Annotated in this window: 17 protein-coding genes and 1 other annotated feature; all 17 genes read left to right on the top strand. The window is 32.6% G+C overall.

Annotation, left to right across the window (positions count from 1 at the left end; translation table 11 throughout):
* Positions 1-88: 88 nt before the first annotated feature.
* Positions 89-523 carry an FHA domain-containing protein gene (locus AC0N0V_RS22160; protein ID WP_474461068.1) on the top strand — a complete coding sequence of 145 codons (435 nt, stop codon included), beginning with the start codon at positions 89-91 and terminating at the stop codon, positions 521-523.
* A gap of 105 nt (positions 524-628) precedes the next feature.
* Positions 629-1,831, top strand: a complete 1,203-nt coding sequence (locus tag AC0N0V_RS22155; RefSeq protein WP_474461067.1) for an FtsW/RodA/SpoVE family cell cycle protein — start codon at positions 629-631, stop codon at positions 1,829-1,831.
* A 2-nt stretch (positions 1,832-1,833) separates the two neighbouring features.
* Positions 1,834-3,261 carry a peptidoglycan D,D-transpeptidase FtsI family protein gene (locus AC0N0V_RS22150; protein WP_474461066.1) on the top strand — a complete coding sequence of 476 codons (1,428 nt, stop codon included), beginning with the start codon at positions 1,834-1,836 and terminating at the stop codon, positions 3,259-3,261.
* 21 nt (positions 3,262-3,282) lie between these two features.
* Positions 3,283-4,179 carry an OB-fold nucleic acid binding domain-containing protein gene (locus tag AC0N0V_RS22145; RefSeq protein ID WP_474461065.1) on the top strand — a complete coding sequence of 299 codons (897 nt, stop codon included), beginning with the start codon at positions 3,283-3,285 and terminating at the stop codon, positions 4,177-4,179.
* 198 nt (positions 4,180-4,377) lie between these two features.
* Positions 4,378-4,986 (top strand): metal-dependent hydrolase, encoded by a 609-nt coding sequence (locus AC0N0V_RS22140; protein WP_474461064.1) that lies wholly within the window; start codon positions 4,378-4,380, stop codon positions 4,984-4,986.
* Between the two features lie 17 nt (positions 4,987-5,003).
* On the top strand, positions 5,004-6,878 hold the full coding sequence (gene uvrC, locus AC0N0V_RS22135; protein ID WP_474461063.1) for an excinuclease ABC subunit UvrC: 1,875 nt from the start codon (positions 5,004-5,006) through the stop codon (positions 6,876-6,878).
* Positions 6,879-6,968: 90 nt separating this feature from the next.
* Positions 6,969-7,886: a UDP-N-acetylmuramate dehydrogenase gene (gene murB / locus AC0N0V_RS22130; RefSeq protein ID WP_474461062.1), complete on the top strand. Its 918-nt coding sequence runs from the start codon at positions 6,969-6,971 to the stop codon at positions 7,884-7,886.
* Between the two features lie 309 nt (positions 7,887-8,195).
* Positions 8,196-9,080: an RNase adapter RapZ gene (gene rapZ, locus AC0N0V_RS22125; protein WP_474461061.1), complete on the top strand. Its 885-nt coding sequence runs from the start codon at positions 8,196-8,198 to the stop codon at positions 9,078-9,080.
* Positions 9,077-10,408, top strand: a complete 1,332-nt coding sequence (locus tag AC0N0V_RS22120) for a gluconeogenesis factor YvcK family protein (RefSeq protein ID WP_474461060.1) — start codon at positions 9,077-9,079, stop codon at positions 10,406-10,408. Before rapZ ends, AC0N0V_RS22120 begins: the two co-directional genes overlap by 4 nt.
* Before the next feature lie 11 nt (positions 10,409-10,419).
* Complete coding sequence (gene whiA, locus AC0N0V_RS22115) at positions 10,420-11,373, top strand: DNA-binding protein WhiA (protein WP_474461059.1); 954 nt, start codon at positions 10,420-10,422, stop codon at positions 11,371-11,373.
* A 9-nt stretch (positions 11,374-11,382) separates the two neighbouring features.
* Positions 11,383-12,687, top strand: coding sequence for a DRTGG domain-containing protein (locus AC0N0V_RS22110; RefSeq protein WP_474461057.1), 1,305 nt, complete (start codon positions 11,383-11,385; stop codon positions 12,685-12,687).
* A 171-nt stretch (positions 12,688-12,858) separates the two neighbouring features.
* On the top strand, positions 12,859-16,335 hold the full coding sequence (locus AC0N0V_RS22105) for a DNA polymerase III subunit alpha (RefSeq protein WP_474461056.1): 3,477 nt from the start codon (positions 12,859-12,861) through the stop codon (positions 16,333-16,335).
* A gap of 248 nt (positions 16,336-16,583) precedes the next feature.
* Complete coding sequence (gene pfkA / locus AC0N0V_RS22100) at positions 16,584-17,543, top strand: 6-phosphofructokinase (RefSeq protein ID WP_474461055.1); 960 nt, start codon at positions 16,584-16,586, stop codon at positions 17,541-17,543.
* Between the two features lie 46 nt (positions 17,544-17,589).
* Complete coding sequence (pyk, locus tag AC0N0V_RS22095) at positions 17,590-19,344, top strand: pyruvate kinase (protein WP_474461054.1); 1,755 nt, start codon at positions 17,590-17,592, stop codon at positions 19,342-19,344.
* A gap of 287 nt (positions 19,345-19,631) precedes the next feature.
* Positions 19,632-19,997 (top strand): DUF1540 domain-containing protein, encoded by a 366-nt coding sequence (locus tag AC0N0V_RS22090; RefSeq protein ID WP_474461053.1) that lies wholly within the window; start codon positions 19,632-19,634, stop codon positions 19,995-19,997.
* Between the two features lie 103 nt (positions 19,998-20,100).
* The gene (gene rlmD / locus AC0N0V_RS22085; RefSeq protein ID WP_474464614.1) at positions 20,101-21,474 is read left to right on the top strand and encodes a 23S rRNA (uracil(1939)-C(5))-methyltransferase RlmD; all 1,374 of its coding nucleotides are present in this window, start codon (positions 20,101-20,103) and stop codon (positions 21,472-21,474) included.
* Between the two features lie 94 nt (positions 21,475-21,568).
* Positions 21,569-21,793: a binding site (T-box leader), on the top strand.
* Positions 21,794-21,877: 84 nt separating this feature from the next.
* Positions 21,878-23,314, top strand: coding sequence for a proline--tRNA ligase (gene proS / locus AC0N0V_RS22080; RefSeq protein ID WP_474461052.1), 1,437 nt, complete (start codon positions 21,878-21,880; stop codon positions 23,312-23,314).
* Positions 23,315-23,425 lie beyond the last annotated feature (111 nt).

The raw sequence follows: 23,425 nt of genomic DNA, 5'->3' as shown, positions 1-23,425 counted from the left end.
TAAGACTAGCATAAAAAAGCTAGTCTTTTGATATGTTAAATAGACAATTAACAAATTTTTAATAAAAAGTTTACAAGAAGGTGATTAAATGGATCTGAGTAAGCTAAGCTTAATATTTAAAATTATAATTATAGGAATAATTTATATTATAATCTTTTTGGCATTAAGGATAATGTATAAAGATATTAAGAGTGGTGGAAAAAAACCTAGAGGAAGTAGAAAGTCATTTGGACTAGAAGTAGTTAGCGCAGGAAACAACTCCAATCTAAGGAAAGGCGGAGTTATCCCGGTCCGTGGTGAAATTACCATAGGGAGAAAAAGTGATAACCTACTCATATTGGACGACCCATATGCATCATCTCATCATGCAAGAGTATACATAAAAAATAATGATTGTATTTTAGAAGATTTAACAAGTACTAATGGCACATTGTTAAATGGAGAAAAAATAAGTGGTAGGGAATATTTAAATGCAGGAGATGAGATTAGAATAGGAAGCACTTCTTTTAAAGTTATAGGATAATTATCATTCTCGAAAATTATTAAGTAAATCAATAAAGTTGACAGTTGATATTTAATAATGCCAACTGTCAATTATTTGTATAATATGAATTGGTGGTGAAGGTAATTGGATACTAGTACAGACGAGAAAAAAATGTTGCGATATACCTATTTATTATGTTTGGTATGTTTCTTAAATCTAGCTATATTAAAGCAACCTTTCGATACAGGAGCTATGGTTATGTCTATAGTAACCAGTTTACTTGTTGGATATTCTTACTTTATAATAAGAAAGTTCTTTTCAGACGGAGATAAATATATATTTATTTTCTCCAGTATATTATCAGTTATTGGAATGGTTATGATATATAGGATTAATATGTCGTCCTCAATTAAGCAAATTATATGGTTTGCAGTTGGGGTTACGGGTTTTATATTAATAGTAGTTATACTTCCGGATTTAAAGAGATTTAGTAATTATAAATATATTTATCTAGTTGTAACTATAATCTTTATGGGAATGGCTACGTTGTTCGGCAAGGAAATTAACGGATCAAAGAACTGGATTATAATAGGTGGTTATGGCTTTCAGCCATCTGAGTTCGGAAAACTGTTCCTGGTGGCTTACCTTGCATCGGCGTTAAAGAATTATAAAAATTTCAAAGACTTAATAGAACCTGGCATTGTAGTAATGCTTTGTTTAGGATTTATGGTTCTACAAAAAGACCTTGGTTCAGCCTTAATATTTTTTGGAATATCCATAACTATGCTATATATAGCTACATCAAAGTTTAGATACATAGCCGCTTGTATTGGGCTATTTGCTGCCGGGGCTTTAATAAGTTACCAATTGTTTGACCATGTAAAGACTAGGGTTCTCATATGGCGTGATCCTTGGCCTTATGCAAATGGTAAGAGCTATCAGGTTGTACAATCAATGTTTTCCATAGCATCAGGAGGACTGACTGGGTCAGGATTGGGGCTTGGACATCCTGAATATGTTCCAATCAATACTACTGATTTTATATTTGCTGCTTTATGTGAAGAACTTGGAATACTTATGGGATTTGCGATAATAATTCTTTACTTTTTATTATTCTACAGATGTATGAGAGCTGCCGTGTATGGGGAAGATGAATTTTCGAGACTCTTAGCGGTGGGATATAGTGCTATGATAGCATCGCAAGTATTAGTTATAGTGGGTGGAGTTATGAATGCTATTCCACTTACAGGTATAACACTACCTCTTGTAAGTTATGGAGGAAGTTCAATGCTTATAACTTTCTTTTCATTAGGTATAATTCAAAAGATATCAGAAGAGGGTAGATAAATATGAATGATATATCAAATAATATAAAAAAGGTTCTTATGGTTTTCTTAATTTGTTTTATAGGATTAATATCATATATAACATATTTTGAAATAATAGTAGGACCTAAAATTGTTAATAGTACTTACAATAGAAGACTATGGGTAAAAAGAAATGAGGTTTTGAGAGGAACTATTTTTGATAGAAATGGTAAACCCTTAACTAAGAGTGAAAAAGTTAATAAGGAAACTCAAAAAAGAGAATATACAGGCGGAGAATTGTTCGCACATGTACTTGGTTACGTAGATATTAAGTATGGTATTACAGGATTAGAAAGGAAATATGATGAACAATTGATGACTACCAATATTCAAGACAATGTTAAAAGTCTCATAACGAATAAGGGAAAGAGTGGAGAGAAGGTAGGAAATAGCTTAAAAACAACATTAGATTATGATGTTCAAAGCAAGGCCTACGAACTACTTGGTGACAATAGAGGTGCAGTAGTTGTACTGAACCCAAAGACTGGAGAAGTTTTGGGAATGGTTTCGAAACCATCCTTTAACCCTAATAATTTGCAAGAAATTTGGAAATCTATTAATGAAAATAATGAAAGACCTTTGATAAATAGAGCAACCGCAGGACTGTATCCACCGGGCTCAACATTTAAGACAGTAACAGCTATAAGTGCGCTAGAGAATATTCCAGGAATTACAGGTAAGAGATTTCAGGATAATGGTAGTTTATTTATAAGTAATGACTACTCGCTGCATAACTTTCAGGGGGAAGTTCTGGGGAATTTAGGATTTAAAGAAGCGTATGTTCATTCAAGCAATGTTGTCTTTGGTGGGTTAGGACTCGAACTTGGTAATGATAAACTAAAACAAACTTCAGAAAAATTTTTCTTTAATAAGGAAATACCTACGGATGGTATTCCTGTTGAGCCAAGTAAGTTTCCTACCTTACAAAAATATGAAAAAGGAAGTATTGCACAAAGTGCTATAGGTCAAAGTAGTGACCTTGCGAGCCCTTTACAGATGGCAGTGATAACAAGTACTGTAGCTAATGGAGGAGTTATGATGAAACCTCATTTAGTTAGGGAAATAGTCACTAGCAAAGGGGAACTAATAAAAAGCGTACAACCAGAATCAATAGGTCAAGTTATCTCAACTGATACAGCAAACACCGTGAGAAGTATGATGAGGGGCGTTGTTTCAGAGGGAACTGGAGGAAATGCCGCGATTGAAGGAATTGAAGTGTCTGGTAAGACCGGGACTGCCGACCATCAAGAGAATGGGAAAGATGCTCCACCACATTCTTGGTTTATAGGATTTGCACCTTATGACAATCCTCAAGTTGCCGTAGCGGTAATTGTAGAAAATGGGGGCCAAGGTGGTAGGGCTGCAGCAAGCATTGCATCTGAGGTGATGAGAGTAGCATTAAAAAAGTAGAAGGTTGAAAGTAGGGGTAGCGTGAAAATAGAGGATATTAGTAAACTTACAAATGGTAAGTTAATTGAAATTTGTGGGATGGTTAGTGACAAAAGAATAGGAAGAAAAAAAGATGGTAATCCCTATATAATAATTATTATGCAGGATAATACTGGATCTATCTCTTTTCCAGTATGGGATAGCTATGATAAGCTAATAGATATAATACAGGAAAACTCTATTATACATGTTAAGGGGATTGCTGGAATCTTTAATGGAAGCATACAAATAAAAAATCCTATCATAAACTTAGTTGAAGGTGAAGTAAACTATACTGAATTCGTACCTGCTTACGAGATTCCCAATGAATTAATAGTGTATTTTAACAGTACCATAAATAGCTTGGAGGAAAAGTATAAAAAAATCGCCATTGCAGCAACTGGAGCTATGGGATATAGCGAGAAGAGATGGAAATCATTTATTGATTGTGTTGCAGCAGAAAAGTTTCATGGTAACAAAAGAGGTGGATTATTCCTTCATACTATTGGGGTTATGAAGACTATGGAGAGTATTTTGAACAACTATGTAGATAATCCTTTTTATATGAATGCTAGGTCTGTGGTAAACAAGGATAGGCTTATCCTTAAAGCAATTATACACGATATAATGAAGATAAAGGAATATGACTATGAGGGGATTATAAGAAGAAAAACTATTAAGCTTGATCATATAGTAATGGGGGCCTCTTATATAGAAAAAATAAACCTAGAAGTTGGAAATGCGCTTTCGGAGGAGGAACTTGACGACATATGTTATTCCATACTTGCTCATCATGGAGAATTTGGAAAGTTTGAACCTAAAGGAGTAGAAGATATATTACTCAATACAGCAGATGTTGTAGATAGTCAAATTATAAACGCAATAGAGAATAAGATTTAGATTTTATAAATGTCAGTATAAATTTAAGATTTATACTGACATTTATTTTTTGTATATTTTGCGGTTTTCCCGGGAAATTTTGTCCGAAAAAGTAAAACTATTAAAACTTTAATGATATAATATAATAAATAATTGTATTTTGTATTATAATGAGGATCATAACGCATTTAATATTAATTGATAAAAAGAGGAGAAAACATGAAAGGGAAAACTCATGCAGGAGTTGGAATAGTTACTTTTTTATCACTTTATAATAGTTTACCAGGAAAGTTCAATTATATTGGAGTTGCAGTGGTAATTTTAGCGTCATTACTGCCAGATATCGATCATCCCAAAAGTGTTATAAATAAATATATACTTCCTTTTAAAAATAAAGCTACAAAGGTTACCCTATATTTTTGCGTAGGTGTTATCATTTTGTGGTACGATTACTTATATACTAAAGAGCCTATTTTAAGAGCTTTAGGAATTTCTTTTATAATAATAGGAGTATCTTCTCATAGGAATGGGTTAACTCATAGTCTTTCTGGAATGATTATTTTTTCTTTTATTGCAGGATATATAGGAAACATGTATAAAATAAGCTATTTAACATACTATTTTATGATAGGGTATGGAATGCATCTTGTTTGTGATATGGCAACCAATAGAGGAATACCATTACTATATCCGTTTAGAAATAAGAAAGTTAAGTTACCGATTACCTATAAAACAAATTCAAAAATAGGCACTACTATAGAAGAATTGCTTATGATAGGTGGACTTTTGTTTACAATATATAAGTTGCCGGTAATCTTTTACAAATAAGTTTTAGAGGTGATTTTGTGTTTGATTTCGAATACCAACTAAAGGTTTTACCTGATAAATCAGGGGTATACTTAATGAAGAATTCTTTAGGTGAGGTGATATATGTTGGTAAGGCCAAAGTTTTAAAAAATAGGGTAAGACAATATTTTCAAAACTCGAGAAATCATTCTGAAAAAGTTAAAGCGATGGTGAAAAACATTGCAGAATTCGAATATATAGTTACAGATTCAGAAATGGAGGCTCTTATACTAGAATGTAATTTAATAAAAAAGTATAGGCCAAGATACAATATACTACTAAAGGATGATAAGCATTACCCTTTTATAAAAGTAACTACAAACGAAGACTTTCCAAGAGTGTTTGTAACAAGAATATTAGCTAAAGATGGAGCGAAGTATTTTGGACCATATACAGATGTGTCAGCTGTATATGAAACTATAGAGCTTATTAAAAAAGTATTTCCTGTGAGAACCTGCAAAAGGCTCATAAAAGAAGGTGGAGAAAAAACAAGACCTTGCTTAAATTATCATATAGGGTTATGCAAGGCTCCTTGTGGAGGATATATAAATAAGGTAGAATACGGGAAAATTGTATCTGATATAATTGATTTGTTATCAGGAAGGGATAAAAATATAATAAAAGAACTAAAGGCAGAAATGGATGAAGCATCAGAGAACTTGGAATTTGAAAAAGCAGCTGCCTTAAGGGATAAGGTTTTGGCAGTTCAAAAAATTACAGAGAAACAAAAAATAGTAACTGGAAACTTTGAAGATGAAGACTTTATAAATATATATGCAGATGAAAATGATAGTTGTATTCAGGTATTCTTCCTAAGAGGTGGAAAAATAACAGGACGTGAACATTTTATAATAGAGCATACAGAGGATACAGAAAAAAAAGAAGTTATAGCTAACTTTATGAAGGAATTTTATGGAGGCACTGCCTATATACCTAAAGCTATTTATGTACCAGTAACAGAGGATGTAGAATTATTAGAGCAATGGCTAAGTATGAAGCGTGGTTCAAAGGTAGCTATTAAAATACCTCAAAAAGGTGAAAAAAAGGAAACTCTAAATCTTGTGGAAAAAAATGCAAAGATAACCTTGGAACATTTTAAAATAAAGTTTATTCAAGATAAAGAGATTTATAAAACATCATTACAGGAACTCAGCGATATACTTGATTTAGGGGATATTCCGCATAGAATAGAAGCCTATGATATTTCAAATATTCAAGGAGTTGATTCTGTAGGAACTATGGTTGTTTTTGAAGAAGGTAGAGCTAAAAATAGTGATTATAGAAGGTTTAAGATAAACACTGTAAAAGGTGCTAATGATTATGATAGTATGAGAGAGATTTTAACTAGAAGATTTCAACATGGTTTGACAGAAATAAAGGAAATACAGGAAAGAAAGATAAATTTAAGTGCTGGAAAGTTTTCAGCTTTCCCAGATTTAATACTGATGGATGGAGGAAAAGGCCAAGTTAATGTTGCAATAGAGGTTTTAAAGAATTTAAATATTGATATATCTGTTTGTGGTATGGTTAAAGATGATAAGCATAATACACGAGGGTTGATATATAATAATGAAGAGCTCTTTATAAATCGACATGCTAATGTTATGAGGCTAATTACAAGAATACAAGATGAAGTTCATAGATTTGCGATAACTTATCATAGAAGCCTTAGGAATAAAAGGGTTTTACATTCTGTTTTAGAAGACATTCCAAATATAGGCGAAAAAAGAAGGAAAGAACTCCTAAAGAATTTTGGGAGTATAGATAATATAAAAAAGGCAACTTTCGAGGAACTTATAGACACACCATCCATTGATAAAAAAGCTGCAACAAGTATTTTGGAGTTTTTTGGAGGTAATAAGGCTGATCAATAAAAAAGTTGCGAGATATAAATCTTGATTAAGAATAGTACATACATTATACTAGATATGATACATAATTTTAATATTCAAGGAGAATGGGTCATGAACAAATTTAAAGATTTTAGTGAAAAGTTAACAGAGATATTAGATGAAAGTCATATAGAAATAGATACACTAATGAAAAATCATACATCTTTTAAGGTTGGAGGACCAGTAGATATTTTAGTTAATCCAGAAAAGTTTCAACAAGTAATGGATGTTGTAAAGTTATGTAAAGAGAATAATACACCATATTTTATAATAGGGAATGGAACTAATTTATTAGTTAAGGATGGAGGAATAAGAGGAGTAGTAATTAAACTTTGTAAGCTGGATGAAATAAGGTTAGATACTGAAAGAATTATTGCTCAGAGTGGAGCAACTCTAAAAGATATTTCCAACTTTGCATTAGAGAATAGATTAACCGGTTTTGAATTTGCATGTGGTATTCCTGGAAGTATTGGTGGAGCAGTTGCTATGAATGCAGGAGCCTATAATGGGGAGATATCTCATGTTATAGAAAGTGCTAAGGTTATAGACACTGATGGAAACATTAAAGTTCTTGATAAAAATCAACTAGAACTTGGATATAGGATAAGTTCCGTACTCAAAAATAAATATACTGTTCTTGAAGTGACTTTAAAGCTTGAAAAAGGCGAATATGAAAAAATCAAAGGTAGAATGGAAGACTTGGATAAAAGAAGAACTGAGAAACAGCCGCTTGAATATGCTTCAGCAGGTAGTACATTTAAAAGACCTGAAGGATATTTCGCTGCAAAACTTATAGAGGATAGTGGATTGAAGGGCATGAGAATCGGAGATGCTGAAGTATCAGAGAAGCATTCTGGATTTATAATTAACAAAGGAAACGCCACAGCAAAAGATATCCTGGATTTGATAAAATTTGTTCAAGATAAAGTTAAGAAAAACTTTGACGTAGATCTTTATACAGAGGTTAGAATTATTGGTGAAGACTGTTAAACTAATTAAGAATACAGAATATTTAAGGAGAACTTAGCAACTACAAAGTGTTAAGTTCTCTTTTTTATCCGATACCTACTAGCTCTAAGATTTTCTCTTTTTTCAAGGAGTGAGTCTTAGAGCTGGTACGTACCTGGATAACGAGTTCCAAGTGTCAAAGGCACTTAGAACTCTGTTTATCTTATATTCCTTCTTATAAGCTGTTGTGTTATAATTATAAGGTGAAATTTATATACTATAAGAATATACAGTAAAATTCAAATGATAGTTGATAATATAGATTATCAATTAATAATAGGAGGGGTGATTATGAGATTTGTTATAGTAACAGGTCTTTCCGGTGCTGGTAAAACTCAAGCTATAAGAAACTTAGAAGATTTGGGGTATTTTTGTGTGGATAATCTTCCTCCTACATTAATATCTAAATTTGCGGAGGCTTGCTATCAAACTGATGGCAAAATAGACAGAATAGCTTTGGTAATAGATATTAGAGGTGGAAAGTTTTTTGATGATTTATTTGAAAGCTTGAAACTTTTAAAAGAACAAGGTTATAAATATGAAATCCTATTTTTAGAGGCTTCTGATGAAGTACTTGTGAAAAGATTTAAGGAATCTAGAAGGAAACATCCTCTGGCGCCTGATGGAAGAATATTAAATGGGATACTGATGGAAAGAAATAAGTTAAGAGAAGTAAAAGATAGGGCAGATAATATTATAGATACATCAAAACTTGCTACTAGAGAACTAAGAGAAGAAATAACTAAGATATATGCTGAAGAGGGGCAAATGGAAACACAATTGATAGTTACTATACTTTCTTTTGGATTTAAGTATGGAATACCTGTTGATGCAGACTTAGTATTTGATGTGAGGTTTTTGCCAAATCCTTACTATATTCCAGAGTTAAAAAGGTTTTCGGGTAATGATAAACCTGTAAATCAATATGTTATGAGCTTCAAGGAAACTAATGAATTTATAGATAAGTTAGATGATATGCTTCAATTTCTAATTCCTAACTATTTAAAAGAGGGAAAAAGACAGTTAATTGTTTCTATTGGATGTACTGGTGGAAGGCATCGTTCAGTGACTATTGCAAATTCTATATATGGAAGGCTAAAAGAGAGTGGCTACAAGGTGAATATAGACCATAGAGACATAGCGGAAGATGTTAACAGGGGTGGTAAAAAGCTATGAAATTAGTTGATTGGCTTAGACCTGGGATAAAAGTTAAAAGATGGGTCATGCTGGGCTCTATGGGAATATTATTTATAATATTTGGGGTTTTAGAATTTGTAAATAGAAGATTTTATAGCCCGTACTATATATCATTCTATGTATTTTTGATAATATCAGGTGTTTTCGTATTATATATTTCTATAACTCAGGGAATGAGATCTATTATAGCTCTGATAAATAAAGGCTATTTAAATGTGTCTTTAGATTCTAGAAAGTTAGAGAATCTAATATATGAGAAGAGATTGCTTGTAAAAGGACCTAAAATCGTAGTTATTGGCGGTGGAACAGGGTTATCTACAATGCTTAGAGGATTAAAATATTATACTTCAAACATTACTGCAATAGTTACAGTTGCTGATGATGGTGGTGGCTCTGGTGCATTAAGAGAAGATTTAGGAATGCTTCCGCCAGGGGATATAAGAAACTGCATTCTTGCCCTTGCAGATACAGAGCCTCTCATGGAGGAACTTTTGCAGTATAGATTTAAAGACGGAAGACTTAAGAATCAAAGTTTTGGTAATTTATTTTTAGCAGCTATGGATGGAATATCAAGTAATTTTGAAGAAGCTGTTCATAAAATGAGTTCAGTACTTGCAGTAACAGGTAAAGTAATGCCTGTTACTCTGGATAATATTATATTAAAAGCAAAACTTAATAATGGAGTAATTGTAGAAGGGGAGTCAAATATTCCTGAAGAATCGATAAAACAGAATAGTAGAATAGAAAAGGTTTTTATAGAACCTAGAAATGCAAGAGCTCTCAAGGAAGCGGTAGAAGCCATAAAGGAGGCAGATGCTATAATATTAGGACCAGGAAGTCTTTATACCAGTGTTATTCCTAATCTATTGGTTAAGGACATAGCAAATGCCGTACAAAGAACACAGGCGGTGAAACTATATGTGTCTAATATAATGACACAACCGGGAGAGACAGATGGATTCGGTGTTGAGGATCATCTAAAAGCTATATTTAAACATGCAGGCAATTCTATAGTTGATTATGTGATTATAAATGTGGGAAAAATTGATACAGATTTGGAAGGAAGGTATAAAGAGGAAGAGGCGCATCTAGTTACCATTGATGAGGAAGAAGTAAAAAGTTTAAATGTCAACATAATAGAAGGAGATTTCGTATCAGTTAGAAATGGTTTAATAAGACACAACTCTGAAAAATTAGCTTCTATATTAATAGAAACGATTATGGATAAAAAGCTTCTATTTGATAGAAAGAAGATTATAGAGTATTTCTACTTATCGGAAAGGTTGAAGCAAAATAAGAACAAGTAGGGAGAGAGCATATGTCATTTTCATTGAAGGTTAAAAATGAGGTTTGTAGATATATAGATATGACTAAAGAAGAAGCAGTAGCAGAGTTATCAGCTATAATGAAGGTTAGTGGGACATTGTTACTTGGAGGAAACAAACAATTTAGTTTTAAAGTTAGTACAGAGAATCCTGCTATTGCACGATTTACTTTTAAAATATTAAAAGAACATTTTAATATACACACGAAGATAATGGTAAAAAGGAGCAATTCTCTAAAGAAGAATAATGTATATATGGTATTAATCACAGAGGAAATGGGTGTAAGAGATTTGCTCAAAGAAGTAGGGCTATTAAAGGAAAATGAGAATGTATTTTCATTGGATTATAGTATACCTAAGAACATTGTTAGAACTGAGGAGAGTAAAAGAGCCTATATTAAAGGTGCATTTTTAGGTGGTGGAAGTATTAGTAATCCAGAGAAAACCTATCACTTAGAATTTGTAACTCATGATAGTGAATATTCAGAAGATTTAAGTAGACTTATTAATGAATATGGCTTAAATTCAAAGGTAATCCAGAGGAAAAGTAGTTTTATAGTTTATCTAAAAGAGGGAGAACAAATAGTTGATTTGTTAAACATAATAGGTGCACATTCATCACTTTTAGAAGTAGAAAATGTAAGAATCATGAAAGAAATGAGAAATAACGTAAATAGACTTGTTAACTGCGAAACTGCTAATCTAAGTAAAACCGTTAATGCTGCAGTTAGACAGGTTGAAAGTATAAAACTTATCCAAAAAGAAATAGGGCTTGCTAGACTTCCTAAGAATCTAAGAGACATTGCAGAGCTTAGATTAAACTATCCAGACGAATCTTTAAAAGAGCTAGGTGAAATGCTTAGTCCACCAGTAGGCAAATCAGGTGTCAACCACAGATTAAGAAGGATAGAAAAAATAGCAGATGAACTTAGAAAAGAAGGAAGGTAGGAAGAGATTATGTCAAAGCATGAGGATATAATCAAATATATACTCTCACTGGAAGTTGGTACAAAAATCTCTGTTAGGAGTATTGCAAATGATTTAGGGGTTAGTGATGGGACCGCATATAGAGCTATAAAAGATTCAGATGCATTAGGTATAGTTACAACTATACCTAGGGTTGGTACAGTGAGAATAGAAAAAGTAGAGAAAAAGAATATTGAAGCGTTAACTTATGGAGAAGTGATAAATATCGTTGATGGAACTCTTCTCGGAGGGAAAGATGGTATACATAAGACACTTCATAGATTTGCTATAGGTGCGATGACTATTGATGCTATGAGGAAATATATAACACCAGATTGTCTATTAATAGTAGGCAATAGAGAAGAGGCACAAACGCTTGCACTTTTAAATGACTCAGGAGTTTTGATAACTGGTGGATTTGGATGTAGTGAAGAAGTAAAAAAGATAGCTAATGAAAAGTCTTTACCCATAATATCCACTACTTATGATAGCTTTACTGTTGCAAGTATGATTAATAAAGCCATATCAGAAAATCTTATAAAGAAAGACATAGTATTAGTAGAAGATATTATGGAGATTAATCCTTATTTTTTAAAAATTACTGATACAGTAGCGAATTTGAAAGAACTGATGATTAATACCAAGCATCAAAGATATCCTGTGGTGGATGAGGATCATAAGGTAGTTGGTGTTATTACCTTAAAGGATCTATCCAGCAAAGAGCATGACAATGAACCTATAAGTAAGATTATGCATAAGGAGCCAATAACGGTAACAGCAAAAACTACAGTAGCTTATGCAGCACATATAATGGGATGGGAAAGCATAGAGTTATTTCCAGTAGTCAAAGGGAAAAGGTTGGTTGGTGTAATTACTAGGCAAGATGTAATAAAAGCGCTTCAACATATGGCAAGGCAACCTCAAGCTGCTGAAACTTTGGAAGATTCACTTCTTAGAAACTTTGAATTTGAAACTAATGGAGATAAGGTTCACTTTTTTGGAAAGATAACACCTGAAATGCTAGATCCTATAGGGACAGCTTCTTGGAGTGCTTTAAACATGCTTTTATCTACAATGGGAATTATGGCTTTAAGACAGAGGAGTAGTGTTAATGTACTTGTAGATAGTATCAATACATACTTCATGAAACCAGTTCAAATAGACAGTATTATAGAAATATACACTGATATAATAGATACTGGTAGAAATTTTTGTAAGGTTGAAATTGATATGTTTGATAACAAAAAAGATATAGTTGCGAAAGCGTTTTTATCTGCAAAGATATTAAGAAGATAGATTTATTGTTAAAAGTATTTTTAGAACAGGTAGCACATAGGTTGTTACCTGTTTTTTAGTTGAGAGTAGAGATTTGGAAAATATATGACATTAAAATATAGTAATTGAAGTGATATAATTTAAGTGTAATTTGTCAATATTTTAGATAAGCTTTACGAAAGAGGTGAAGTAATGAGTGAAAGAAATCATGAATGGGTGAGCTTGCATCAACATACAGGGTATTCTCTTTTAGATAGCTCTGCCAAGATATCTAAGCTAATAACTCGGGCAAAAGAGCTTGGTATGAAAAGTATAGGTATAACAGACCATGGAGTTATGTATGGTTGTGTGGAGTTTTATCAAGAAGCTAAGTCTCAAGGAATTAAACCTATAATAGGGTGTGAAATATATGTAGCAGCCAAGTCAATGCATATAAAACAAAATGATAAAGAAAATGAAAATCATCACTTGGTTTTACTTGTAAAAAATGAAACTGGATACAACAACTTAATGGAAATAGTTTCTACGGCCTCTATTGAAGGATTTTATTATAAACCTAGAGTAGATCATGAATTTTTGAAACAGCATAGTGAAGGATTGATAGCGCTAAGTGCATGTTTAGGTGGAGAGATTCAGTCAAGTATTTTAAATGGTAATTTAAATAAGGCAAAAGAGATTGCTCTTTTATATAAAAATATGTTTGAAGAAGGATTTTATCTGGAGTTACAATATCATGGTATGGAAGAACAGCTGAAGGTAAATGAAGAGCTAGTACGGATGTCAAAGGAATTAGATATACCATTAGTAGCAACAAATGATGTTCACTATATTAATAAGGAGGACTATAAATCTCATGATATACTCCTTTGTATACAGACTGGAAAGACTGTAGAGGAAGAAGATAGGATGAGATATGCTTCTGATCAATTTTATTTAAAGTCTCCAGAAGAAATGTATAAGATATTTTCTTATGTGCCTGAGGCCTTAGAAAATACAGTGAAAATTGCAGAACAGTGTAATTTTGATTATGAGTTTCATAAATCAAAATTGCCTAAGTTTCCTTTGCCTGAGGGAACTGATCCCTATGAATACATGAGAATGCTTTGCTACGATGGGTTGAAGGCAAGGTATAATGAGCTAACAGATGAGCTTAAAGAAAGATTAGAGTATGAACTTGGAGTAATCAAGCAAATGGGATATGTTGATTATTTCCTAATTGTTTGGGATTTTATGAAATATTCCAGGGATAATGATATTATGGTTGGACCAGGAAGAGGTTCTGCGGCAGGGTCTCTTGTAGCATATACACTGGGAATAACCAATATTGATCCAATAAAGTATGGACTGATATTCGAAAGGTTTCTTAATCCAGAGCGTGTATCCATGCCAGATATTGATAGTGATTTCTGCTATGAAAGACGAGGCGAAGTAATTGATTATGTAGTAGAAAAGTATGGTGTTAATAATGTTTCTCAAATTATAACTTTTGGAACTATGGCTGCAAAAGCTTGTATAAGAGATGTGGGAAGAGCTATGAGTTATTCTTATAGTGAAGTAGATAGAGTAGCAAAAATGATTCCATCAGTTCTAAATATAACTATAGATAAAGCACTAGAGTTGAATCCAGAACTTAAGGAAGCCTATGAAAATGAAATAAGAACAAAGGAATTAATTGATGTAGCAAGAGCATTAGAAGGTTTACCGAGACACACATCAACCCATGCGGCAGGAGTTGTTATAGCTTCTAAGCCTTTGGTTAATTTTGTTCCACTTCAGAGGAATGAAGGTAATATTGTATCTCAGTTTACTATGGGAACTTTAGAAGAGCTTGGTCTTTTAAAGATGGATTTTCTTGGCTTAAGAAACCTAACTGTTATACGAGATGCTGTAAGCATGATTAAAGAAAATAAAAGCGTAGTAATAGATTTAGATAAAATGGATTATGATGATAAAAAAGTTTATGGAATGTTAGGTGAAGGAAAGACTGTAGGAGTATTTCAAATGGAGTCTCCAGGTATGACTGCCTTTATGAAGGAATTAAAGCCAGATAATTTAGAGGATATAATAGCGGGGAATAGTCTTTATAGACCAGGTCCTATGGCTCAAATTCCAAAGTATGTAGAAAATAAAAGAAACCCTGAAAATGTAAAGTATTTAGCTCCTCAGCTAGAGCATGTGCTAAATGTTACCTATGGAGTAATGATTTATCAAGAACAGGTTATGGAAATTGTCAGAAAATTAGCGGGTTATTCTTTGGGAAGAAGTGACCTGGTAAGACGTGCTATGTCAAAGAAGAAACATAAGGTAATGGAAGAGGAAAGACGGAACTTTATTTACGGGATAGTTGATGCAAATGGAACTGTGGAAGTACCAGGATGCGTAAGAAACGGTATAAATGAAGAAGCTGCTAATCAGATATTTGATCAGATGATGGATTTTGCGAGTTATGCCTTTAATAAGAGCCATTCGGCAGCTTATGCGATACTAATGTATCAGACTGCTTATTTAATGTATTATTATCCAACAGAATTCATGGCTGCTACATTAAATAGTGTGAAAGGCGATAGTGATAAGGTTGCATTTTATTTGCGATTTGCAAACGAAAAAGGGATTCAAGTTCTTCCCCCAGACATAAATGAAAGTTATGCTAAGTTTACTGTAGAAGGAAATACTATAAGGTTTGGACTTTCAGCTATAAAAAATGTTGGAGAAAATATTATTGATAGTATAGTTAAATCCAGGAAAGATAAAGGAAAATTTTTTGATATAACAGATTTTTGCAATAAGATTGATATCTCCTCTATAAATAAAAGAGTAGTAGAGAGTCTAATAAAAGCAGGGGCATTTGATTGCTTTGGAGTTTATCGGTCAAGGATGCTTGCTGTTTATGAGAAAGTATTGGATGGCATAAGTAACTCGAGAAAGAGAAACTTAGATGGGCAATTAAGTCTTTTTTCTAACTTAAAGGATGAAAGTATTAAAGTGAAATATCCTGCTATTCAAGAATTTGAAAAAAGAGACATTCTTGCAATGGAGAAGGAAATGACTGGTTTATATCTATCTGGACATCCTTTAGAAGAATATGAACAAACCCTAAATAAAAAGATTAGCATAAAGATTTCGGAGATAACGATAAGTGAATCCTTAAATGAGGGACTTGTACACGAATTAAAAATTAAGGACGGAGATACTGTAGTAATCGGTGGGATAATAACTCAAGTTACAAAAAAATTCACTAAAAATAATGATATGATGGCTTTTATAGAGATAGAGGATTTATATGGTACAATGGAAGCTATTGTGTTCCCAAAAGTATTTCAAAAATACAAGAGTTTAGTTACTGAAGATAGTATGATAATAATAAAAGGGAGATTAAGCTTAAGGGAAGACGAGCAGCCTAAAATATTATGTGAAACCTTAGAATCTTTAACTAAAGCTAATACAGAAAGTTTATATGTATTAGTTGAAAACGAAAGTATTTTGAAAGAAATCCTTGATGAGACAAAGTTATTATTAGCAAATTTTAAGGGAAATATTCCTGTTTATCTATGTACAAGTAAAGAAAGAAAGAAGTTTATGCTTGATAGAGAGTTTTGGGTAAATGGCGATATAGAACTTATGTCTAATTTACGAACAAAATTTGGCGATAATAATATTAAGATAATATAAGATTTAAGTATAATTACTAGTTAGAATAAACAAAATATTAAGGAAGATAGTTGTATATCTTCTCAATAATATTTTGTTTATTTACTAAATTATAATATTTTAGATTTCTCTGCTAAAATTAATACTAGATATGGTGAAAAAATCATAAATATGTGATATAATAAAGCATGTTATTTATAAAGAAAGAATAAATATTGTATAATGTTCGTGGGACAAAAAGCGTCCCAGTGGTCATAGGAGGTATAAACATGAGAACAATAGCTGTATTAACAAGTGGAGGGGACGCGCCAGGTATGAACGCTGCCATAAGAGCGGTAGTAAGAGCAGGATTACAAAAGGGTTTCAATGTAATGGGAGTAAGAAGAGGATATAGTGGTTTAATAAGTGGTGAAATTATACCTATGGATAGACATAGTGTGGCAGACATTATACAAAGGGGCGGAACGATTTTAAGAACTGCTCGTTGTGAAGAATTTAAGACAGAAGTAGGACGAAAAAGAGGGGCAAACATATTAAGAACTTTTGGAATTGATGGTCTTGTAGTAATAGGCGGAGACGGATCATTTCACGGAGCTCAATTACTTTCAAAATTAGGAATAGCAACAGTAGGACTACCAGGAACTATTGATAATGATTTACCATATACAGATTACACTATAGGATTTGACACTGCATCTAATACCGTATTAGATGCCATTAATAAACTAAGAGACACTTCAACATCGCATGAAAGAGTAAGTATAGTAGAAGTTATGGGAAGAAACTGTGGAGATATAGCGCTTTATGCAGGGCTTGCAGGTGGAGCTGAAAGTATAATAGTACCTGAAAAAGGTTATGATCAAGATAAACTATGCAGAACTATACTTGAAGGTAAACTAAGAGGAAAAATGCATAATTTAATTATGCTAGCTGAAGGTATCGGTGGAGCTGAGGAGCTAGCTAAAAATGTAGAAGAAATTACTGGAATAGAAACAAGGGCAACTAAACTTGGACACATTCAAAGAGGTGGAAGTCCAACTTGTGCGGATAGAGTTTTAGCTTCAAGAATGGGATATAGAGCTGTTGAGTTGTTAGAAGAGGGTAAGTCTTCTAGAGTAGTTGGAATCAAAGAGGGAAAAATATTTGATATGGATATAGATGATGCACTAGCAGTTCCAAGACAATTTGATGAAAAGTTATATGAGATAGCTAACGCGTTATCATATTAATCAAAAATAAAATAAATTTTTATTTATGTTAAGGAGAGTAAGAGTTATGCAAAAGACTAAAATGATTTTTACAATTGGACCTGCGAGTGACACAGAAGAAGTTCTGTCAGGGCTTATTGAGGCTGGAATGAGTTGTTCAAGACATAATTTCTCTCATGGAGATCATGCAGAACATGGAGAAAGGATTAACTTAGTAAAAAGACTAAGAGAAAAATATAATAAACCAATTGGAATAATACTTGATACAAAAGGGCCTGAAATAAGAACAGGATATTTTCCGGAAAAAGTAGAATTAGTTGAAGGAACAAATTTTACTATAGTCTGCGGTGAAGACGTAGAAGGCGATGCTACAAAGTGTAATTTAAGTTATCGTGAACTTCATAAAGATGTTAAACCAGGAAACATGATATTAATGGCAGACGGATTAATTGGCCTTGAAGTTCAAGAAGTAGTAGGAACTGATGTACATTGTATCGTAAGAAATAGCGGTATGATAAGCACTAAGAAAAATGCAAACGTACCAAATGTAAAAACTAATCTACCATCTTTTACAGAAAAAGATGTTGAGGATTTGAAATTTGGTTGTGAAATAGGTGTTGATTATATAGCAGCATCCTTTATCAGAAAGGCTTCTGATGTCTTAGCTATCAGAAAGCTGTTAGAACAATTTGGTGGACATGATATACAAATAATCTCTAAAATAGAAAATCAAGAAGGCGTTGACAATATTGATGAGATCATTAAATTCTCAGATGGTATAATGGTTGCTAGGGGCGACATGGGTTCAGAAATTCCAATAGAGAGAGTCCCATCTGCTCAAAAAATGATAATTGAAAAGTGTAATAAAGCAGGTAAATTTGTTGTAACTGCTACACAAATGTTAGATTCAATGGAAAGGAATCCAAGACCAACAAGAGCAGAAGCTTCAGACGTAGCTAATGCCATAATGGACGGTACTGATGCACTAATGTTAAGTGGAGAGTCAGCAAATGGAAAGTGGCCTGTAGAAGCTGCTCAAACGATGTCGAGAATAGCTATTGAAGCGGAGTCTAGATTAAGATATGAAGAAATGCTAAATAAAAAGAGAGAAACTCATATTCAAAATGTACCAAATGCAATAAGTCTTGCTACATGCACAACTGCATCAGAGTTAAATGCATCAGCTATTATTACTGCTACTCAAAGCGGTCATACAGCAAGAATGGTTTCAAAATACAGACCTGCATGTCCGGTAATAGCCGTAACCTCAAATGAAAATGTTGCTAGAAAGTTAGCCCTAAACTGGGGTGTATTTCCAATAACTACAGATAAGGTTCAATCAACAGATGAATTGATAGAGAAATCTGTAGACATATCATTAAAAACTGGTTATGTAAAAAAGGGAGATCTTGTAGTGATAGCAGCTGGTATACCAGTAAGCTATTCAGGAACTACAAATATGCTAAAAGTTCATGTTGTTGGTGATATACTGGTTCAAGGTAGAGGAGCAGGCAATAAACCAGGATATGGTACTGTGAAAATAGTTAACAGTGTTAAAGAAGCTAATGATGTACTTGAAAAAGGTGACATATTAGTTGTTAAGAGTCTTGATAGAGAATATATATCTGTACTAGATAGAGTATCTGGTATTATTGCAGAACAAGGTGGATTGACCTCTCACCTTGCTATAGAATGTATAACTGAAGAAATTCCACTTATATGTAATGCTGGTGGAGCAACTGAAGTTCTAAAGACAGGTTCTTTTGTAACACTAGATGTTATAAGAGGGATAGTTTACAATGGTAGAACAAATATAATGTAACAAATAAAAACTGCTAGGTTCCACTAGCAGTTTTTATAATGCCTAGATCTAGGCACTATGTGTAGATTTTAAAATTACTTAGTAATATTTTTGATTTTTAGGGATATTAACCGCTTAAATAGTGTATAATAAGAAAATATGTGGTTAAAATAATAAGATGAGAAAATAAGGAGACAACTGATTCTATTTATTTTTAGCACCTTTCTTTTAAAGGTGCAATTTTTTTAAAGTATAAAATTCCTCAAAATAAGAAGACTATATCTATATAAAGAGTAGGAGGAATTTTTATGAGTGGAAAATTAAGATGTAGTGCTAAAAATTGTTATAATAATGTGAATGAGTTTTGCATAGCAAGTAGTATTCATGTTATGGGGTCAGATGCAAATACTAGTCCTGAAACAGATTGTGATACTTTCATAGAGAAAACAGATATAGATGCAAGATCTCATTTTACTAATAGAAACTTAGCTGGAGAGTTTAGACAGCTCTTTAGTGCAGATACTGTTGAGATAAGTCCAGAAATAACTTGTGAAGCCCAAAGTTGCGTATATAATGTAGATAGAATTTGTAGTGCTGATTTTGTACAAATAGAGGGACTAAATGCAAGGACTAGTGAGAGCACAGAATGTCAAACTTTTAAGGAAAATGGATAAAAGCGGATTATTCCGCTTATTTTTTATTAAATCCATTATATAGACAAACAACTAAGAAAAATGTAGAATATTGAAGAAGAAGTATAATAGAGTAGGTGAAGATATGAGTAGAAATATTCCGGTAGAAAAAAATAAGGAATATCTTGTAGAAATAATAAGTATGGGGTACGAGGGAGAAGGCGTTGGAAAAATAGAGGATTTTACAGTTTTTGTACCAGGTGCTTTATTGAGTGAAAAAGTAAAAGTAAAGATTGTAAAGGTTAGCAAAAATTTTGCTTTTGGTAAGTTACTTGAGATTGTTGAAGAATCAAATAATAGAAGTAAGCCAGTCTGTGGAATATATAAAAAATGTGGTGGATGTCAATTACAACATTTTAATTATGAAGCACAGTTGAAATTTAAGAAGCAAAGAGTAGAAGATTGTATAGAAAGAATAGGTAAACTCAAAGGGATAAATATACATGATACTATTGGGATGGATACTCCATATAGGTATAGAAACAAGGTACAGCTTCCTGTAGGTGAAAAAGATGGTGAAGTGCAAATCGGTTTTTATGCTGCAAGAAGTCATGAAATAATACATATGGATTCTTGTAGCATACAAGATGAGGTTGCGGACAAGGTAGTTAACTTAGTTAAACATTGGATTGAAAAATATAAAATAAACACTTATAATGAAGAGTCACATAGTGGAATATTAAGACATATTATGGTCAGAAGAGCCTTTAAAACAGATGAAGTTATGGTAGTTGTTGTTACAAGAACTAATAATATGCCATATAAAGATGAATTGGTAGATTTAATATCGAAAAGTATTAAAGGTATAAAGAGTATTATTCAAAATATAAATGATAAAAAGACTAATGTGGTTTTAGGACAACAAAATATAACTTTATGGGGAAGCAATACAATTAGTGATTATATTGGTGAATTCAAATTTAACATATCACCACTTTCATTTTTTCAAGTAAACCCTATACAAACAGAAGTCCTGTACAATAAAGCGTTGGATTATGCAAATTTAACTGGTAATGAAATAGTATTTGATGCTTATTGTGGTACAGGTACAATATCATTATTTTTGTCACAAAAGGCTAAAAAAGTATATGGTGTAGAGATAGTTCCTGATGCTATAGAAAATGCAAAAATAAATGCGAAGCAGAATGAAGTGAACAATGCAGAATTCATTGTGGGACAATCAGAAAAAGTTATTCCTGAACTTATAGAAAAAGGTATAACTGCAGATGTAGTTGTTGTTGATCCGCCTAGAAAAGGCTGTGAAAGAGTACTTTTGGAAGCAATGGCAGCTATGAAGCCTAAAAGAATTGTATATGTATCCTGTGATCCAGGAACATTAGCTAGAGACTTAGAAATACTAGATAAGTTAGGATATAAAACTTTAGAAATTCAACCAGTAGATATGTTTCCTCAGACTGCTCATATAGAGAATGTTGCACTAATTGTGAAATCTAATTAAATCTAATAAAAAATTAACCATTAGTATGTTAGAGTATTGACAATTGAGTTTTTATATTTTATTATATAAAATAAGTTTAAAAAGTTAAAATATTGTAAATACAAAGAAAAGGATTAGTAGAGATAGATATCTTTTTAAAGAGAAGGAATGTAAGGTGAGAGATTCCTATAAGATACATTTTGAACCTACCTTGGAGTTCTGTACTGAAGCAGTAGTAGGATACAGCGGTTGAATACCGTTAAAAATTCAAGAGTGAGTATATTTTATTTATAGATGTATTAAACAGGGTGGTACCGCCGATTTAGCCTCGGTCCCTTTTGGGATTAGGGGCTTTTTATATTATCTTAAATTACATACATTGTAAAATTTAATTAATTGTATAAAATAATAGGAGGCTTATAAAATGGAAAAAGAAAAGAAGTTAGTAGAGCAGATAACACCTATGGATCAAGATTTTGCACAGTGGTATACAGATATAGTTAAAAAGGCTGAACTTGCTGATTACTCAAGTGTTAAAGGATGTATGATCATTCGTCCAAATGGATATGCGATTTGGGAGAATATACAAAAGTATGTAGATACAAAGCTTAAAGAGTATGGTCATGAAAATGTTTATATGCCAATGTTTATACCAGAAAATCTATTACAAAAAGAAAAAGATCACGTTGAAGGATTTGCACCTGAAGTTGCATGGGTAACTCAGGGAGGCCATGATGAATTAGCTGAAAGATTAGTCGTTCGTCCAACATCAGAGACTTTATTCTGCGAACACTATGCAAAGATTGTACAGTCTTATAAGGATTTACCAAAGCTATATAACCAATGGTGTTCAGTTGTTAGATGGGAGAAGACAACTAGACCTTTCTTAAGAACAACTGAATTTTTATGGCAAGAAGGACACACAATACATGAGACAAAAGAGGAAGCAGAAGCTCATACACTTAAAATATTAAATATGTATGCTAGACTATGTGAAGATATGCTAGCAATGCCAGTAGTTCAAGGTAAAAAGACACAGAAGGAAAAGTTTGCTGGTGCAGTAGACACATACACAATTGAAAGTTTAATGCACGATGGAAAGGCATTACAAGCTGGTACTTCACACTATCTTGGTGAAAATTTCTCAACAGCATTCAATATTCAATTTTCAGATAGAGATGGAAAGTTAAAGTATCCTCACTATACTACTTGGGCAGTAACTACAAGACTAATTGGAGCAATAATAATGGTTCATGGCGATGACAGCGGTTTAAAATTGCCACCAAGAATTGCACCAACGCAAGTAGTAATTATTCCAGTTGCTCAGCATAAGCAAGGAGTACTTGAAAAGGCAGCAGAATTAAAAGCAAGATTAGCTAAGGTTGTAAGAGTGAAGCTTGATGATAGTGATAAGATGCCAGGTTGGAAATATAGTGAATATGAAATGAAGGGTATTCCACTAAGAATAGAAATTGGTCCAAAGGATATAGAAAAAAATCAGGCTGTCTTAGTAAGAAGAGACAATAGGGAAAAAACAATAGTTTCATTAGATGAGCTTGAAACAAAGGTTCAAGAAATGTTAGATATAATCCATAATTCAATGTTAGAAGTAGCTATAAAAGCTAGAGACGAAAAAACTTATGTAGCTACATCTATGGATGAATTCCAAAACACTATTGAAAGTAAACAAGGATTTATTAAAGCAATGTGGTGTGGAGATAAAGATTGTGAGGATAAGATTAGAGAAGTAACCGGTGCAACTTCTAGATGTATGCCATTTACTCAAGAAAGCGTATCTGATACTTGCGTATGCTGTGGAAAGAAAGCTGAAAGCCTTGTTTACTGGGGAAGATCATATTAGAATTTAAGATATAAAATTTTGACATTGACTTTAATAGTTAACAAGTAAGCGTGAAGAGTTAGGAGTTAAAAAGATTTTTTTCCTCGGGTATGAGAACAACCATTTAAAGTC

The sequence above is a fragment of the Clostridium sp. CS1-1 genome (genome assembly GCF_056135525.1).
Note: the sequence above shows the minus strand (reverse complement) of the source record. Positions and strands in the feature narration are given on the sequence as shown.

What these genes read in the sequence shown, in the direction of transcription:
- AC0N0V_RS22160 (WP_474461068.1), top strand. Translation starts at nt 89, where the DNA reads ATGGATCTGAGTAAGCTAAGCTTAATATTTAAAATTATAATTATAGGA.
- AC0N0V_RS22150 (WP_474461066.1), top strand. Translation starts at nt 1,834, where the DNA reads ATGAATGATATATCAAATAATATAAAAAAGGTTCTTATGGTTTTCTTA.
- AC0N0V_RS22140 (WP_474461064.1), top strand. Translation starts at nt 4,378, where the DNA reads ATGAAAGGGAAAACTCATGCAGGAGTTGGAATAGTTACTTTTTTATCA.
- murB (WP_474461062.1), top strand. Translation starts at nt 6,969, where the DNA reads ATGAACAAATTTAAAGATTTTAGTGAAAAGTTAACAGAGATATTAGAT.
- rapZ (WP_474461061.1), top strand. Translation starts at nt 8,196, where the DNA reads ATGAGATTTGTTATAGTAACAGGTCTTTCCGGTGCTGGTAAAACTCAA.
- AC0N0V_RS22120 (WP_474461060.1), top strand. Translation starts at nt 9,077, where the DNA reads ATGAAATTAGTTGATTGGCTTAGACCTGGGATAAAAGTTAAAAGATGG.
- whiA (WP_474461059.1), top strand. Translation starts at nt 10,420, where the DNA reads ATGTCATTTTCATTGAAGGTTAAAAATGAGGTTTGTAGATATATAGAT.
- AC0N0V_RS22110 (WP_474461057.1), top strand. Translation starts at nt 11,383, where the DNA reads ATGTCAAAGCATGAGGATATAATCAAATATATACTCTCACTGGAAGTT.
- AC0N0V_RS22105 (WP_474461056.1), top strand. Translation starts at nt 12,859, where the DNA reads ATGAGTGAAAGAAATCATGAATGGGTGAGCTTGCATCAACATACAGGG.
- pfkA (WP_474461055.1), top strand. Translation starts at nt 16,584, where the DNA reads ATGAGAACAATAGCTGTATTAACAAGTGGAGGGGACGCGCCAGGTATG.
- pyk (WP_474461054.1), top strand. Translation starts at nt 17,590, where the DNA reads ATGCAAAAGACTAAAATGATTTTTACAATTGGACCTGCGAGTGACACA.
- AC0N0V_RS22090 (WP_474461053.1), top strand. Translation starts at nt 19,632, where the DNA reads ATGAGTGGAAAATTAAGATGTAGTGCTAAAAATTGTTATAATAATGTG.
- rlmD (WP_474464614.1), top strand. Translation starts at nt 20,101, where the DNA reads ATGAGTAGAAATATTCCGGTAGAAAAAAATAAGGAATATCTTGTAGAA.
- proS (WP_474461052.1), top strand. Translation starts at nt 21,878, where the DNA reads ATGGAAAAAGAAAAGAAGTTAGTAGAGCAGATAACACCTATGGATCAA.